Below are 17608 nucleotides of genomic sequence, written 5' to 3'. Positions count from 1 at the left end.
CAAAGAGCTACTCGCATTTCTGTAAGTAGCTCCGGCGTGCTTGCGACACGTGACGTGTAGTGGCAGGGTTTATGTGGCGCTTATCGCATGAGCTTGATTAGCTTGCCAGTTTTTCAGTTTGAGAAAGGGTTTCTCAATCACATACCAGCTTGCGGTGCCAAGTATGATGCAGATCAAAGTGGTGAGAGGCACTAATGTGTGAGCAGATATCCCCGGGTAATACATGATCAGTAATTTTGTCACAGGCCATGCGGATAAATATAGGCCATACGAGACATCCGGTAGTTTGTTGAACCACGACAAAGCCGATATGGGGGTGAGAGCAAAATAAAACAACAAGTATCCACCAAGCGTTGCCAGTGCGATCTCTGCCGTTGCAATCCTGAAAAGGGCAGTCAGCAGTAGTGGAACCAGCACCACCAAAAATTTCTTGTCATATCGCAGAGAGTCGCGATAGAGATAAAAACTGCCGCCAGCGAAAAAAAACATACTTAGGCGATATATCGGGTTCGCCAGGTCACAGAAACCGGCGCAGGTGGTTTGTACGCCAAAATTATGGATCGCATTGAGCGCCAAAAGAATCAATGCAGTTGAGAGCCATGTAATCCTGTGTCGCAGGAGCCCGGAAACCCCAAATGCCAGGACTGCCAGATAACACTTAAATTCAAAGCTGATCGTCCACATCGAACCATTGAGCAGGGCATAGTGGCTGCCCATGAAAACGAGGGGTGTCCGAGGCACCTGGAGCGTCAGCATGTTCCAAACGAACATCGGAATATCAAATTGAATGAAATATCTGGGACCTGCGGCTAAGGGGCCGACGATTACAGCGGAAATCAACGACCAGGCAACGAAGGCAGGAAATATCCGCAATACTCTTTTCTTTAAAAAAGAAAATGCCTGTGGAGTTTCGTGCCAACTTTGAACAATTAGGTAGCCGCTTATCAAAAAGAAGCCATCTACGGCGAACTCGCCAAACGATATGGTGTGGAATAGCTGGGTCAGCAATTCTCTGTGCCTATTTCCGTCGATTAATTCGGGTCCATGAGAAACGATGACTAGAATCGCCAGCACCAGGCGGCACAAATTGAAATTATTGGTGCGTTGTAAGCGTAAGGCAGATGGTGTGTTTCCGGTTTCTGGGTGCATTGGTGCAGTCGAATCAGCGAGAATCGAAAATTCGCTAACTATAGCAATATTTTTATATGAAGAGATATTTTTTGATCTGACTGAGTCATGCAACTTTATTACTTACGTTGGCTTGGACATTGCATGAGTATGCCCAGAATGGTGGATGCACGCTGCTTATGTTAAATCAGGGTAAGAAGACCAACATAAATCGATCGGTAATTAAAAACCGGCAAAGCCATTAATGCCGTTCAGTTAATATCCCTGAATCTCCCTTGAGACGTCTAGGCGGCCCCGACATTCCCATGGATGTGGGAATCCATTTTGATTACTCTATTCGGCAACTTGGATTCCCCACCTTGGTGGCAGCGTTCGCAGGAATGGCGGAGCTGTCGTGTGGGGCCTGCGCAATGTCATTTGAATATTAACTGAACGGCATTGCGACAAAGTGATCGCTTTGCCGTCCCGTGCCGCAGGCCTGAAAATCAGAAGGGCAGGTCGAACAGCAGTACTTCTGCGTCTTCCGCATGAGACAGCGTGACCAGGCTTTCGGCTGTCACTTTCATGGCATCGCCGCCTTTCAGTGTCGTGCCGTTGACGTTCAGCTGTCCGCGGATCAGGTGCACGTAGGCAGTACGTCCGGTAGCCAGCGTGTGCTGCAGAGCCGGATCGCCATTCAGGATCGCTGCGTAGATGGCTGCATCCTGATGTATCAGCACCGAATTTTCACGGCCGTCGGATGAGGCGATCAGGCGCAGCTGCCCTTGTTTTTGCGCAGCCGTGAAATGCTTTTCCTCATAGCTGGGCGCAATCCCCTTGACGTTCGGCTGGATCCAGATCTGCAGGAAATGCACAGGCGCTGTCTGCGAGTGGTTGAACTCGCTGTGGCGCACGCCGGTGCCTGCGCTCATTCTTTGCACATCGCCATAATGCAGCACCGAACCGGTACCCATGCTGTCCTTGTGTTCCAGCGCGCCCTCCAGCACATAGGAAATGATTTCCATGTCGCTGTGGCCGTGCGTGCCGAAGCCCTGGCCGGCCTTTACGCGGTCTTCATTGATCACCAGCAGGGGGCCGAAGCCGGTGTGCAGTGGATCGTGATAATGGCCGAACGAAAATGTGTGATGCGAATTCAGCCAGCCGTGATCGGCGACGCCGCGTTCTGTGCCTTTGCGAATTTGAAGCATGGTTTTTCTCCGTCGGTTGCCGCAGTTGCCGCCTAGGCCGGGTATCGGCCTGGCAGGGCAGCTGCGGTGTTGAATGAACTGGAATGCAGTATGCGCGTTGCCAAATCAAAAGAAAAACGGAAAAAATGCCGGTATATATTCGAAATTATCGATGATTGAAGACGGGCCTTGATTGTAGGGAGAATCAGTCTGCTGGAAAGGTGTTTTCGGGCCCTTTTGCGAGAAATGACACGGGACAGCAACGTAAAATTCGAATATCGCGCAATTCAGCGGACGATTTTCATTCTTGTTTGAGAAGTAGTAATAGTACCCATATTGAATAAAGGGATTGCATCAGGTGCTTTGCTCCGAAAATTTGCCTATATCTGAGCTATTGGCGCAATGGGAGCAGTGATGAAAATTAAAATACCGCCATTCTTTATTCTGTCGTGCTGGGTGGCGGCATCAATCGCACCCGGTATTGCGTACGCCCAGATATATAGCGGCACGAGCGCGGCGGGGACCGTCGTTCTTTCCAATTTCAGTAGCCCTGAGGCAAGGGTGCTATTGATCGCGCCATCGCGCGGAGGCTATGAAGCCCCTGCTTCAACCGCTGTCGCCTCAAAAAGCATTTCCGCGATTCCAAGCGCTTTCAAAGAGATGATAGAGGACGCAGCCCGCCAGCATGACCTCGATCCTAACCTGCTGCATGCGATGATCAAAGTCGAATCGGGCTATAACCCGCAGGCTTTATCTGCCAAGGGTGCGCGCGGACTAATGCAGCTGATGCCCGACACCGCCCGCCGGTTTGGCGTTTCGGACGCCTTCAATCCGAAAGAAAACATTCGCGCCGGCGCCGAATACGTCCAGTGGCTGCTCAAATTGTTCCAAGGCGATGTAGAGCTCGCACTGGCCGGCTATAACGCCGGCGAGCAAGCCGTCATCCGGGCCGGCTACCGGATTCCCAACTATGGCGAGACGCAGAAATATGTTCCGAAGGTGATGGCGCATTACAAATAAGGGCAACGCTGGCAAGCAGCGGCAGGGTAGAACGGATGCGCCATGGCTTTTAGCTGGGCTTGCAGATACAGGATATTGCAGTATTCGATATATTTTTCATAAGTTCATATCGAGCTGACGATTGTTCGCCTAAACTAAATTTTAGGCGGGCATACCCTACCGGATTCTGGGGGTGTTCATCCACTGACGGATGGCGCCGGATGAAGCAAAGTGGTAGGTATGAGCGAATGCCATAAAAAGTCCAAACGGAAAAGGCATTCCACAGGGAGAGCTGGCATGCTGAGCTATCGTCGTGTAAATGCGTCTTGGTTACCTGTGGCCGAACTGCGCCGCGGCCAGCCGTGCGCTGACGTCCTGATCTGCATCGCCGCAATTCCAGGCAACGCTGCCTCACCGGCAGGCATCCGGGCCGCCGCCTCTCTCCGCATTCTTTACCACATTCTTCATCGCAGTCATCGATCAGTATCCCTTCCCCGTTTCCTGGCGCCGCGGCTTCGATGGTAGACGCCCGGTCGTCGGCAGACGGAGCGGTCAGATAAGAAAAGCCTACAGGGAGTACGGCTATGTTGAAATTGCAGCAGGTGCTGGGTGTCATGCGAAAAATGCGCAGCGAGATCGAATTGTCGGAGCCGCAGTTCGGCGAGCTTACCGACCTGTTCGGGATATCGTCCCTCGTTATCGATAACGAGGGCGCTATTTCGAGCATCAACGATACTGCCGCCGATATGCTCGGCTTTAAAGTGCAGGAATTGCTGGGCACCTTGCTGATGCGCCTGGTTGTGGATGGCGACAGAGCGCTTAGCCATCTGCTCCATCAGGGTTCCAAGAGCAGCAGCTTTGAGCCGTTCGACCTGGTCCTGCATGGCCGTAGCGGCCGCAAGAGCGCAGTGTTTGTGGTGCCGGTACCCATCGACCAGGTCGACGGCGTCGCCTGTTCGATCATGTTGATGCTGACGGAAAAGGCCAAGCGCCAGGCTTCGTCGCATACGCTGCAGCACTCAGAACTCGAACTTCAGCATTTTGCCAATCGCCTGATTGTCGCACATGAGGTTGAGCTGAAACGCGTTTCGTCGGAGCTGCACGACGGCATCGGGCAGGTGCTGGCGATGATCAAATTCATGGTCGAAGATGCTTCGCGCCGGCTGAAGCAGGGCAAGGTGCAGGAGGGCGCGCACATTCTCGACGAAACCGTACAGCGCCTGCGCGATGCGATGGATGACGTAAGACGCCTTTCCAGCGAGCTGCGGCCCAGTACGCTCGATGACCTGGGCTTGCTGCCGACCGTGGAAGGGCACTGCCGCAAATACGAGGATGCCTACGACAACATCAAGCTGGAGCGCCATCTGAACGTCGCAGAAGCGGAGATTCCTGCGCATCTCAAGTCGGAGATATTCCGCATCATCCAGGAGGCGATGAACAATGCCGCCAAGCACGCTTGCGCCTCGACCGTCGCGGTCTCGATGCTGAGCGACCATGGCAACCTGATCCTGGGCGTCCAGGACAACGGCGTCGGCTTCGATACCAAGCAATTTACAGGGGGTCACGTCAGCCAGCAGGGCATCGGCTTGCGCAGCATGCGCGAGCGGGCGGAGTCCACCGGCGGATTTTTTGCAATCAAATCCTCTCCCGGCAGCGGCACGACGGTAGAGGTGCGCTGGAAGCTCCACTCAGTGGTGATGCGTGGAACGGCCAACGGCATGCAGTCGAATTGATGAGGGCATGGCGCAGGGTTAGCCAGAACAACGGCAATCGGCGGCCACGGTGGCAGATGAAGTAGATGGCAGCGCTCCGAGCGCATCGCGTTGGCGGAGCATGATGGAGGTCATATGTTCAGCACACAGTTATTTAGCCGCGGCATGCTTGCGCTGCTATTGCTTGCTTTCGCAGCGCCTGTATTTGCCCAGTCGTTCCGGGTCCAATGCCCGCCGGTTACGACGTTGCACCCGACGCCGCCAGCTACTAATCCTAATCCTGCCGGCGGTTCGGTCAAGTGCCAGCAAATCGGCGGCGGCGATGGCTACGCGACGATGGGCGACGGCACCCAGACCTACCTGTTCGCCTTCGGCCCGCTGTCGGGGCTGGTGGATATTGTGCATGGCCTGCCGGGGACGGAGCCGGCGTCGGTGTTCAACCAGGTTTCCACCGGCGTCGGCATCGGCGATCCGTCTCCGAGCACGACCTTCAACGGCGCGGTCGGGCTCACCCCGGATCCGGATTCCGTACCGCCTAACCAGTTGACGGGCCATGTTGATCCGCGACCGATCATGGATGTCGGCGTCATGAACGGCAACATGCCGGCGCCAACCATGGCGATCGACGAGGACGACGAATTCTTCCTCACCCTGACCAATGTCGGCATGATCATGCGCCCCGACCTGTTCGAGCAGCACACCGTGCACTTCCACGGCTATCCGAACGCCTCGGCATTCTATGACGGCGTGCCGGATGCGTCGGTCGCGATCAACATCGGCGGCAGCTTCACTTACTACTACCTGGCGCCGGACGCAGGAACCTATTTCTGGCATTGCCACATCACGCCGCCGGAACACCTGCAGATGGGCATGGTTGGCCAGATCTATGTGCGGCCGCGCCAGAACCGGGTCGCCAGCGGCACGCTGTACGCCGGCCTGGTGGCGCAGCAAACCGATTTGCGGACCAAGTGCGGTGGCGACATCTTGTGTTCTTCGCCGCTGCCGCCGGTCAATTCAACCACGCACGTCAACAACAAGGCTGGCACCCCGACGCTATACGCCTATAACGACGGCGATGGATCTACTGCCTACGACGTCGAGTATCCGGTGCAGATCCACGGCTTCGATCCGAACTTTCACTTCGTCGGCATGACCTTCAATCCAGAGCCCTTTACCGACATGAAGGATAAACACTTTCTGCTGAACGGCAGGAGCTATCCGGACACGGTGAATCCGAACGCCATGCACACGCCGGCAGCAGACGGCACCGAGCATTTCTCTCAGCCGCTACCAACCATCATCAACATTCCTGTCGGCGGCAAGGCGCTGCTCAGGATCTCGGATCTCGACGTCTCCGAGTTCCAGACCCTGGCCTCGCTCGGTATCCCGATGCACGTGATTGGCGTCAACGCCAGGTTGCTGCGTGACTTGTCCGGCAACGACCTGACCTATAACACCAACTCGATCACGCTTGGCGGCGGCGAGTCTATCGACGTGATCCTGGATGCCAGCGACACTACCAGGTACCCGGCGGGGCGCGTGTACTACCTGTATACACCGAACCTCGACCACCTTTCGAATGATGCCGAGAACTTTGGCGGCTTGATGACCGAGGTTCACATCTGCAATAGCGTGAACCCGAACACCAAGTCTTGCGCCTAGGAGAAGAGCCGTGAGCCACATCATTAATAACAACTGGAATGCGAAGTCTGCTTGGCTCGCCACGGCTGCGCTCGCCGCAATGCTCTCGATGTTTTACGTAGCGCCGGTGCGAGCCGCCGCCCCCGGTATTACCGGGACCAGTTTCAATTTCAGTGCGGAAGCCAACCGCATCAGCCAGCCGGACGGCGCTAGCGTCTACTCCTGGGGCTACGGCTGCCGCACCGCGCCGGCCGGTTTTGCGCCGGCGGCGATCGCCGGCGCAACTTGCCCTAGCATGCAGATCCCGGGGCCGACGCTGATCGTCCACCAGGGGGACCAAGTGACGGTGACGCTTACCAACAACCTGCCGGCGGCGGCAGGCAACACCTCGATCCTGTTTCCCGGATTCCAGGTTTGCGCGGCCGTGATGAACCCGGATGGCAGTTGTCCCGCCGCGCCAACCGGCGTCCCTGGCCTGCTGACGCGTGAAGCCGCTCACGGCGGTTCGGTCACCTACAGCTTCATCGCCAGTACCGCGGGCACCCATAACTACTACAGCGGCACCCAGGGCGACTTGCAGATCGAGATGGGGCTGTATGGCGCAATCATTGTGTTGCCGACAGCGGTGCCGGCCGGTTGCCGCGCCGTCGCTTCGACGCTGCCGGACGGCCAGACCGACTACCGCAACGCTGCCGCGGCTTACAACCACGCAGCCAGCTGCTATGACCGCGAGTACCTGTTCCAGTTCTCGGAGATGGATCCACGCATCCATTCGCAGGCGGAAGACCAGGCTGGCGCGGCATGCACCCAGCCCGGCGGTTGCATGGCGGTCGATACCGAACCCTACCATCCGGCCTATTTCATGATCAACGGCCGCTCCATGCCGGACGACATGGATCCGAACTACGCAGTGCAGTATCCGCACCAGCCATACAACGGCAATCCGCACATGCATCCGGGCGAACTGGTGCTGTTGCGCATCATCGGCGCCGGCCGCTGGCAGCATCCGTTCCATGAACACGGCAATCACGTCCGCATCCTCGGCCGCGACGGCAACCTGATCCTGAGCCAGACCGATGCGACCAAGCTGGCCGGACCGCTGCTGTTCACCACGACCACCACGCCGGGCCTGGCGATGGACGGTATCTTCTACTGGACCGGCAAGGGCTTGAACTGGGACGTCTACGGCCACAGCGCCGGAGGCTTGTACACCGATGCGGCTTTCCCCGCTTACCTCGGAAAACCGGTCGTCTGCATTCCGGATGCCAATGGCTATTACACGGCAGATCCGCTCGCGCCCAACTATTACGAGTGGTGCCAGGATCATAACAAGCCGCTGGAAGCGCATCCGTTCGGCGCTGTCGGCAGCGGCGGCCCGGTGACGCTGCCCGATGCGAACATCCTGACCAACGGTTCCTGGTATGGCGGCAGTCCTTATCTCGGGCCGGATGCGACCACCCGCGCGGTCGGCCCCACCGGTTCCACTCCGCCGTCCGGCACGATCGCGAACTCGCCAACGGGCGAAGCGGGCTTCGCCTTCATGTGGCACTCGCACAATGAGCGCGAGATCACTACCAACAATATCTTCCCCGGCGGAATGATGATGATGATGCTCGTTGATCCACAGGCGTACCTGATTAACGAAGCCAACTAAATAAAATAAAGCGGGAGAAACGCGATGAGAACCAATCAGTTCAACACCAGGTTCTTCGACTTGGTCAAGGCCGGATTAGCGGCGTCGATTCTCTTCATGGCGAGCGGCGCGGCCATTGCGCAAAGCGTCAGCCTGACCGCGAAGGCCGTGAACACCACGCTGCCGGATGGCCAGGTGGTGCCGATGTGGGGCTACGCCTGCAGCGCCGCCGCGGTCGCTCCGGCCACTTGCGCCGCTGCCAATCCGAACGCTGGGACGGGCTGGTCGCCACTGGTGATTACTGTACCGCCGGGTAACCTGATCATCAACCTGACCAACAATCTGCCGGTGCCGCCGAGCGCCACGACAGGTGTGCCGACCTCGCTGGTGATCGTGGGTCAGCTTGGAGGTGGTTTAGGCACTACAGCGACAACCACTGCGAGTCCTGTGCATGCGACCCAGAGCGCGACCTGGCCTATCGCCGGAAGTTCGACAGGTCCGCAATTCACACCACCCGCCCAGGCGCCTCGCGTGCAGTCGTTCGCCACCGAAGTTGCGACCGGTGCAACTGCGGTGTTGAGTTGGACCAACCTGAAGCCAGGCACCTACCTGATCGAATCGGGAACGCATCCCTCGATCCAGGGCCCCATGGGCTTGTATGGCGTGCTGATCGTGACGACTGCCGCCAGCGGCGCCACCCCGGCTCAGGCCTACCCGGGCGTCAGCTATGACGCCAGCCTGCCGCTGGTGCTCAGCGAAATCGATCCTGCGCAAAACGCCGCCGTGGCAACGGCAGTGGCGACTGCCGGCTTCAGCGAAACCAAGGTATGGTCCGGCCAGCCCGGCGGTTGCGGCAATCCCGCTTCACCGTCGACGGTTCTCCACACTTGTTATCCGCCGGCAGTCAACTACGATCCGCGCTACTACCTGATCAATGGCGTCTCCTTTGACCGCACCAACGAAACCAAGTCTCAATTCTCTATTGCCGCACCTGCCGCCACTGGCAGGATTCTCGTGCGCTTCGTGAACGCCGGCCTGCGCATGCACGTTCCCAGCGTGGTTGGCGCGCAAACCGGCAGCCCGGCGGCTTCCGGTTTCGGGCTGGTTGCGGAAGACGGCAATCTCTTGCCAGGCACGCGGCGGGTCCAGAGCGAAGCATTCATGGCCGCAGGCAAGACCTACGACGTGCTGATGAATGCGCCGGCGACGGGAGCCTTGGCGCTGCCCGTGTTCGACCGCCAGCTCAGCCTGTCCACCAACAATCAGCGCGACGGCGGCATGCTGGCCTATATCAGCGTCAATGGCGGCGCCTTGCCCGTGGCGGCCGGCACGCAAAATGCAATTGCCAATCCGGACAATTATTTCCTGGTGCCAGGCAACACCCTGACCATTACAGATCCAGCCAAGGGCGTGATCGCCAACGACGTTCGGGTCTATGGCGTGAAGGTGGCGACAGCGCCATTGCACGGCACGCTTACCTTGAATCCTGACGGTACGTTCTCCTATGTGCCGGCCGCCGGCGCCACCACCGACAGCTTTACCTATATGGCGAACGGCAATCCGGCCCTTACGGCGACGGTGACGCTGGCCGCCTGTACCGCGGGTTCGGGTTGCCTGGGCGGCGCTCCGATTGCCAACAACGACAGCTACACCAGCACCATAGCATCGCGCCTGCAGATCGGCGCGCCAGGAGTGCTGACGAACGATAAGGATCCTGCCGGACACCCGCTGAAAGCTTCTGCGCCTAGCAGCATCACCGGCGGAACCGTAACATTGAACACGGACGGTTCTTTCACGGCGATGCCGGCCACCGCTCCGGTTGGTGCGGCTACCGCCACGGTGACATTCAAATACGCTGCCGTGAATACGCAAAATACGTCCTCGGCGCTGGCCACCGTCACCGTGACTTTCAAGGGCGCTAGCGGCCTGGCTGTCAAAGTGTTTGACGGGCCCAGCATGAAGACCGCCACGCCGGTGCGTGTCAACGACTACCGCTGGATCATCGAGGAAGACCGCAGCTTCAATATCGATCCTGCCTGTCAGGTCAATTCAAGCACGCGGCCGGCCAATTGCCCACCGCTGCCGGTTCCAACCATCGGCACCAGTTTCCATACCAGCTACATGCCAGTGGTGGCGGCCGGCTGCGTCGGCGCCATCGCTTGCGAAGCCGGACAGAAAGTCCAAGGTACGCCGGCCGTGTGCGACATCGGCAACGGCGTGTGCCGGACGACTGCCGCGCAACAGGTTGCGGTCGACCCCAGCCAGGTTGCGCTGGACCCGACCAAGCGCTATTACATTTCGATTTTGCCGGGCGATGCCGGCAACACCTTCTCCGCAGGCGCAGGTGGTCCTTCGCCGGTCGATCCAAACAATCCCAGCGGACCGCAGCGACAATTCAGCATTGCCCTGGATTGCCCGTCGGGCCCAGGCGGTGCGGATTTCGCCCCGGGAACCGGAACTTGCGGCCATGGCATGGGCGGCGCCCCGATTGCGCCAGCCATGACGGCTGTCAACGTGCTCCTGCAACAAACACCATTCCAGACGGCGAAGGTCTCGGTGTTTGTGTTCGAGGATGACGCCCCGCTGAATGGCGAAGTCGACGTCAGCGGCGGCGACGGCACTTTCTCTACAGCCCGCGAGCCGGGACTGGGTGGATTTGAGATCAAGCTCTTCGACGATGCCGGCGGCACCGGCGATGCTACCGGGCAGATGACCTATGACATGTTCAACATGCCGCTGTCCAATTCTTTGCAAGGGATGATCGATCCGACCACCGGCGCCAATGCCTGCCCGATTTCAAAGTCGACCGATGGCCTGGTCGGCATGATTCCGACTTGTCCGAGATACGAGTCGGATGGCGTCACCCCCTCGCCCCTGGTCGGCCAGGCCGTGATTGCCAATCTGATGCCCGGCAGATACGGTGTGGTCGCCACACCGGCAGCCGATCGCATCGGCAGGGGAGAAGAATGGCTGCAGACCAACACCTTGGACGGACAAAAAGCTCATGACGCTTTCATCAAGATAGCCGGGGCGGCTTACTTCCAGGAATTCGGGCCGGCCGGTTTCCACGTCTCCGTTGGCTTCGCCAATCCGAAAATAATCAATGACCGCCGCACCAATACGATGGCCAACGGGCTGTGCGACCCGACTCCAGCCGGCAGCGGCATCTCGTGCACCAATTCGGTCACCGGCAGGATCACCAACCTGCATTACAGCCGTCCGCCGAACCAGAATCTGTACGGCAGCGGTTCGCGCACTTCTCTGGGTTTCACCCAATGCTATGTGAGCCTGGGCGATCCGGACAGCGAAGACATTGCATTCACCAAGTGCGACGCCAACGGCAACTTCACCTTTAGCGGCATTCCCAACGGCACGTTCAGATTGACCGTGCTCGACCAGTGGAACGACCAGATCGTCGACGGTCTTGCGACGGCGGTGCAACTGACCGGAAACCAGAATAAGAACGTCGGCGACCTGCCGGTGCTGCAATGGCATACCAATCTCTATACCCGGACCTACATCGACCTCAACGGCGACGGCGTCTCCCAAGGCACCGAACCGGGGCTGACGCTGGTGCCGACCAATATCCGTTTCCGCGACGGCAGCTATTCCACTTTCAACAATACGGACCTCAACGGCTTCGCTGGATTCAACGAAATATTCCCGCTGTTCAACTGGTATGTGGTTGAGGCTGATACAACCCGCTTCAAACAGACTGGCGTGCACGTGGTCTATGATGCCGGCGGCCCGCCGGACGGCACGCCAGGCGGTGGAAACTCGTCGATTGCCGCGAACTATGCCAACACGCTGGAATCGGCTACGGCCCACCTCCCTGTCGCTCAGCGGGTGCCGGGAGCGGTGTATTGCGACAATGCGGATTGCACCGGCTTTTCGATCCAGAACGGTCCGGGCAGCAGTGCCGCCAATCCTTCCACCGGCCGCATCGATCCGCCGTGGGTAACTACAGTAGGCTGGCAAGGCTTCTCCGGCCAGAGTTCGTTCATCGAATTCGGCAAGACGCCGTTCGCCGCAACTGAGAATGGCGGCATCAAGGGCGAGGTGATTTACGCTTCGACCCGGCCATTCGATGACCCGGCGCTGCTGATCCATACCAGCTGGACGCCGAACGTGCCGAACGTCACCATCAATCTGTATCAAAAAGGCACGGCCGCGGATGGCAGCTCCAGCCTGACGCTGGTCGACACCACCCAGACCAGCAGCTGGGACGATTGGGCGCAAGGCTTCCGCTCTGACGGCGTTCCTAACATGAACTGCCCCGGCCAGGAAACCACCGATCCCTACTTCTTTACGCTGAAGGACAGCACCCAGTGGCTCGACCCGCTGAAAAGGGCGCTGTCTGCGCACGCACAGTTCAAATGCTACGACGGCATGCACGCCTTCAACCATCTGCAGCCGGCGCCCTATGACGGCATGTACAAATTCCCGAGCGTGACGGCCACCAGTCCGACCACCGGCAAACCGACGGCCAGCAACTGCACGATCTGCGTACCGAATCCAACCGGCGACGGCACCGTCATGCTTCCGGCCGGCAAGTACGTAGTGGAAATGGTCTTGCCGCCGGGCTATGAACTGGTGAAAGAGGAAGACAAGAACATCCTCATCGGCGACAACTATATCGCACCGGTGACGCAGCAGTTCGCCGGCCTGGGTAGTATCTTCATCCTGCCCGACCAGGCTGCGGTCAATAGCGCGTATAACGCGAACAATCCGCAGAACCCGACCACGGATCTCGGCTCTTCACCCCGTCATGAAGGCGACACCGGCAGCGTCGAAACCTTCTGGCCCTGCGCCGGCGCGCTGCGTATCGTGCCTGACTACATCAGCCTGTTCCCCGGCTCGCAAGAAGTGGCGCCGTTCGCGGGTGCTTCGCGGCATCTGTGCGATCGCAAGGAAGTGCGGCTCGATCCTCAAATGTCGGTGCTGGCAAAATTCTGGGTGTTCAGCTCAACCCACGTTGCGGCGCACTACACCGGCTTCATGCTGGACGATTTCTCTTCTGAATTCGACCCGTATTCGCCGCAATTCGGCGAGAAGTTCGCCGTCCCCAACGTGCCGATATCCTTCAAGGATTTCACCGGCGTTGAAATTTCCCGTGTGTATTCCGATCAGTGGGGTATCTACAATGGCCTGACTTATTCGACCTGGGAAGTCAACCCGCCAAATCCGACCGGGTATGCACCGACCATGATGGTCACCTGCATGAACGACCCCGGTCCGATCCCTGATCCGGCGCACCCTGGCCAGACCATGACCGACCCCTTGTTCAATCCGGCCTACAGCCAGTTCTGCTACGAGATTCCGTTCATGCCTGGACAGACCCAGTATATGGATACGCCGGTGGTGCCGGTCTCGGCCTTCGCCGAAGGCTACAACCCGCCTGACTGCGCCTATCCGGACGCCACCCCTGCCATCGCCAAGGTGACCGGCACTGCCGTCGCCGGCGGCGCCGGCCCCTGGGTCAATGTGGCCGGTAGCGTACTGACGATCACCGCGATCAATAACACCGGTGACGCGACGGTGCTGAACCATGCCTATTCCGGACCGGCAGCCACCACTGCGCCGTATAACCAGAAGTTCATCACGCGCCACTATGGTTTCGGCGCTACCCAGGGCAGCGGCACGGTAACTATCGGCGGCGTCAATGCGGCGGTGACTTCATGGAGCGATACGCAGATCAAGGTGCTGGCGCCTTTGCTGACCTCGGCGCAGTCGAGTTGCCCGGTCCAGCAACGCGGCACACTGCTCCCTGCCACTTGCGGCGAACTGGTGATCACGACCGGCGCCGGCAAGAAATCGATCGACACGGTGACCGTCACCATCGGCGGCAATACGCCGAAATACATCAATGGCGAGAATGCCGCGGGCAATGCCATCCAGAGCGCGATCGACAGCGCCACCCCGGGCGACATGCTCATGGTTGGCCCCGGCATGTATAACGAAATGCTGCTCATGTGGAAGCCGATCCGGTTGCAAGGCGTCGGCGCTTCGTCAGTGACTGTCAACGCCAACACCCATCCGTCGGGCAAGATGGATCCGTGGCGGCGCCAGGTTGACTGCCTGTTCGGCGTGGCAATCAACGGTGGCCTGATCTCATCGGCCAACCCGTTTGACCCGACCGGCACCTACACTTGTCCATCGACGATGCAGCGCAAGGTGGATGTGATTCCGCTTGAACCTGCTCTCGGTTGGGACAGCAGTCTCAACGGCAATTTGAGCGAGCTGCTGGTGGAGCCATCACTGATGGGCGCCTACGAAGGTGCGGCCATCACGGTCTTTGCAAAAGGCGTGCCAGACGTGTTGGTGGGCGGGGTGTTGCAAGCCGATCCCAACTGCGTCTCAGTTGACGGCGCCACCTGCACCCCACTGACGAACAGCAATTCGGATTGCACTACCTACCCAAGCAATTTCCTGTGCAACCCGTCACGTATCGATGGCATCAGCTTTAACAACAGCTCTCAAGGCGGCGGCGGCATCTTCGTGCATGGCTGGAACCACAATCTGGAAATTGCCAACAACCGGATCTACGGCAATGCCGGCACCCTGAGCGGCGGGATTGTCGTTGGCCAGCCCGAGGTTCCGGACGCGATCATCGCTGCGGATGGCGTGACCCAGCCACCGTTCGGCTACAACAAAGCTATCAATGTGCATCACAATTCGATCACATTGAACGCTTCCTATGGTGACGAAATGAACTCCACCACGCCGTCGGCGGCCGGTGGCGTCACCTTCTGCACAGGTGCCGACAACTACCACTTCAACTACAACTGGGTGTGCGGCAACATGAGCAGCGGCGATGGCGGCGGCATTTCGCACTGGGGCTTCAGCTATAACGGCGACATCTCGCACAACTGGGTGCTCTTCAACCAGAGCAATAACCCGACGCTGCCGACCTACGGCGGCGGCATCATCGTCCAGGGCGCTCAACCGGACGGTACTTTCTGCGAGAACGCCACGGTCGACCAGGATTGTGCGCCTCAGCTTAGCGACGGCGTTGGTCCCGGCATGAAAGTTGACGCCAACCTGATCGTCGGCAACACCGCTGAAAGCGGCAAGGGCGGCGGCCTGCGCTTGCAGAACATCAACGGCACCGACGTGCAGCGCAGCCCTAACAATGCGAATGCGTGGTATCAAGTCTCCGTCACCAACAACATCATCGCGAATAACGTCGCCGGCTGGGCCGGAGGCGGTGTCTCGATACAGGATGCGGTGCGGGTCAACCTGGTCAACAACACCATCGTATCCAACGACAGTACCGCTTCGGCCGGCGTGTTGTTCAACACCGACGCCGCCACCAAAGCCAATGTCGGGCCGCCTAACTGCACCACGGTCGGCTCCACTACAACCTGCAGCCCGGTGACCACCTCGCAATATGAACCGGCAGGCCTGGAAACTGCACGTCATACCACCAACCTGATCACGGCGTTCACCGTGCCGAGCGTGGCTTGCCCTGCCGGTCTGCCAAACTGCACGACATTCTCCAACCCGGTGCTGAGCAATAACCTGTTCTGGCAGAACCGCTCGTTCTATATCACGGTGGGCGGCCTCAATCCAGCGATTCCGGGCATGCAGAATGTGGTGACGCTGAATCCGACCTTGAACCAGGCCGGCCACGCAACGGGCTATTGCGACCCTAACGCGATCTACTGGGACATAGGCACCTTTGGCGACACTGCACCGAACAACCATGCCTCGGGATTGACGCTCAGTCCGAAATTCTCGATCCTGACTGACGCCGCCGACTATCCTGGTGCAAGCAACCTGGGCACCAATCCAGCGGTGGTAAGCCAGTACTGCAATGGTTCGCGGGTGCCGCCGGAAGGTGGCGGCAACGGCTTCGCAGTGCCTCCGGGCATTGCCGATGCGGTACTGCCTAACCCCTTGTTCACCTTGATGCCTGCGGCAACGCCGGATGAGGGCAACCAGTGGATCAATATGTACTACGGGCCGCTGTCCTTGACCAATTCAGCGATTGTGTCGGGCAGTGCAGGCTATGGTTTGCCGCTTGGTAACTACGCCATTGCATCGGGTTCGCCGGCGATCAATACCGGGACTTCAGCCAATGCGCCTACCAAAGACTTCTTCGGCACCACCAGGCCGCAGGGCGGCAGCTTCGATATCGGTGCGGTCGAGTTTGTGTCGGTGCCGACGGCCGCCGCGAACGTCACGCCGACTTCGTTGACATTCGGCAGTACGATAGTCGGTGGCACCAGCGCCTCGCAAACCCTGACGCTGCATAATACCGGCAGCGCCACGCTGACAGGCATTACCCTGACGTTCACCGGCAGGTTCGCCCGGGCGGCATCAGGCGGCAACTGCACCACGACCCTGGCTGCAGCCGGCACTTGCACCATCAACGTGGTGTTCGTGCCGACAGCGACGGGTGCTGCGAGCGGGACGCTAGCCATCGGCGCCAACGTCCCGGTCTCGGGCTCGCCGGTGCCGCTCACCGGTACAGGCGCCGCAAGCGTGGTCAGCGCAAGCTTGACTCCGACCACGTGGGCTGCGCCCAGCACCGCGGTATTGCTGAGCTCGGTATTAGGGCCGCTTCAGAGTTTTACGCTGACCAATACCGGCAACGTACCGCTCACCGGCATCACCAACGGAACGTTGGCAGGCACCAACCCGGCTGACTTTGCCGTCAACGCGTTGGGGTCGACTTGCGGTCCTCTCGTCCTGGGTCAGCTGACGACGATTACAACGTTGAATCCGGGTGCGACTTGCGTAGTTTCCGTGCGATTCCAGCCGGGCTCGATCGGCGCCAAGAGCGCAACGGTGTCTGTAAATGATGCGGCAGGCAAGCAGACGTCGACTTTGACGGGAACGGGCAGATGACATCCGGCGCAAGACGGCGCTGCTCGCGGGAAGTTGCCGTGGGCAGCCGGCAATCTGCCGTTGGCGGGCTGAGAGAGAGCTATTCTCCTGGCTGTCTCCAGCGGCAATCTGTTGGGAGGCAGGGATAACATGAAACTTTCTTTACTGGTTTCCTGGTGCGCGGCAGCCGGCTTTTCGCTGACGGTAACTGCTGCGCAAGCGGTGGATGGCATAACGCTTGGGCAGATGGAAGCCGTGGTTGCCCATTGCAGCCAGATCAAGCCGGCGGACAGCGCCAGGTACCGGGAATTGCTGGCGCCCCTGACCGTCGATGTATCTGCTGAAGACCTCGCGGCTGTGCGCAAGACCAAGGAGTATCAGCGTGGCTATGAATCTATCGCCGGACAATTGGCGGTGGCGAAAAAAGAGGAAGTGATTGAGGCATGTGCCGGCGCCCTGGAGTCAAATAACTAGTGCAAGAATGGGCAGGGTAAGCC

The 17608-nt window shown here is 59.1% G+C and carries 8 protein-coding genes; 6 read left to right on the top strand and 2 right to left on the bottom strand.

Going from position 1 to position 17608, the window contains the following annotated elements; translation table 11 throughout:
* Positions 1–69: 69 nt before the first annotated feature.
* Entirely contained in the window at positions 70–1149 is a 1080-nt protein-coding gene (locus tag BCF11_RS04875) for an acyltransferase (protein ID WP_098493742.1), read from the bottom strand.
* A 464-nt stretch (positions 1150–1613) separates the two neighbouring features.
* Complete coding sequence (locus BCF11_RS04870) at positions 1614–2315, bottom strand: pirin family protein (protein ID WP_098493741.1); 702 nt, start codon at positions 2313–2315, stop codon at positions 1614–1616.
* A 393-nt stretch (positions 2316–2708) separates the two neighbouring features.
* Here BCF11_RS04870 and BCF11_RS04865 point away from each other — a divergent pair, with 393 nt between their 5' ends.
* The 6 genes from BCF11_RS04865 to BCF11_RS04840 all read left to right on the top strand — a co-directional run bounded on the left by BCF11_RS04865 (position 2709) and on the right by BCF11_RS04840 (position 17585).
* Positions 2709–3314, top strand: coding sequence for a lytic transglycosylase domain-containing protein (locus BCF11_RS04865; RefSeq protein ID WP_098493740.1), 606 nt, complete (start codon positions 2709–2711; stop codon positions 3312–3314).
* 563 nt (positions 3315–3877) lie between these two features.
* Positions 3878–5026, top strand: a complete 1149-nt coding sequence (locus BCF11_RS04860; protein WP_098493739.1) for an ATP-binding protein — start codon at positions 3878–3880, stop codon at positions 5024–5026.
* Positions 5027–5140: 114 nt separating this feature from the next.
* The gene (locus tag BCF11_RS04855) at positions 5141–6667 is read left to right on the top strand and encodes a multicopper oxidase family protein (protein ID WP_098493738.1); all 1527 of its coding nucleotides are present in this window, start codon (positions 5141–5143) and stop codon (positions 6665–6667) included.
* A gap of 10 nt (positions 6668–6677) precedes the next feature.
* Positions 6678–8300, top strand: coding sequence for a multicopper oxidase domain-containing protein (locus BCF11_RS04850; protein WP_369827730.1), 1623 nt, complete (start codon positions 6678–6680; stop codon positions 8298–8300).
* 24 nt (positions 8301–8324) lie between these two features.
* The gene (locus BCF11_RS04845) at positions 8325–17132 is read left to right on the top strand and encodes a choice-of-anchor D domain-containing protein (RefSeq protein WP_098493737.1); all 8808 of its coding nucleotides are present in this window, start codon (positions 8325–8327) and stop codon (positions 17130–17132) included.
* Positions 17133–17261: 129 nt separating this feature from the next.
* Positions 17262–17585, top strand: coding sequence for a hypothetical protein (locus BCF11_RS04840; protein ID WP_098493736.1), 324 nt, complete (start codon positions 17262–17264; stop codon positions 17583–17585).
* The last annotated feature ends 23 nt before the right edge of the window (positions 17586–17608 follow it).

The sequence above is a fragment of the Collimonas sp. PA-H2 genome (assembly GCF_002564105.1).
Classification (GTDB): Bacteria; Pseudomonadota; Gammaproteobacteria; order Burkholderiales; family Burkholderiaceae_D; genus Collimonas.
The sequence above is the reverse complement of the archived record's forward strand: the minus strand, read 5'-3'. Positions and strand labels throughout refer to the sequence as shown.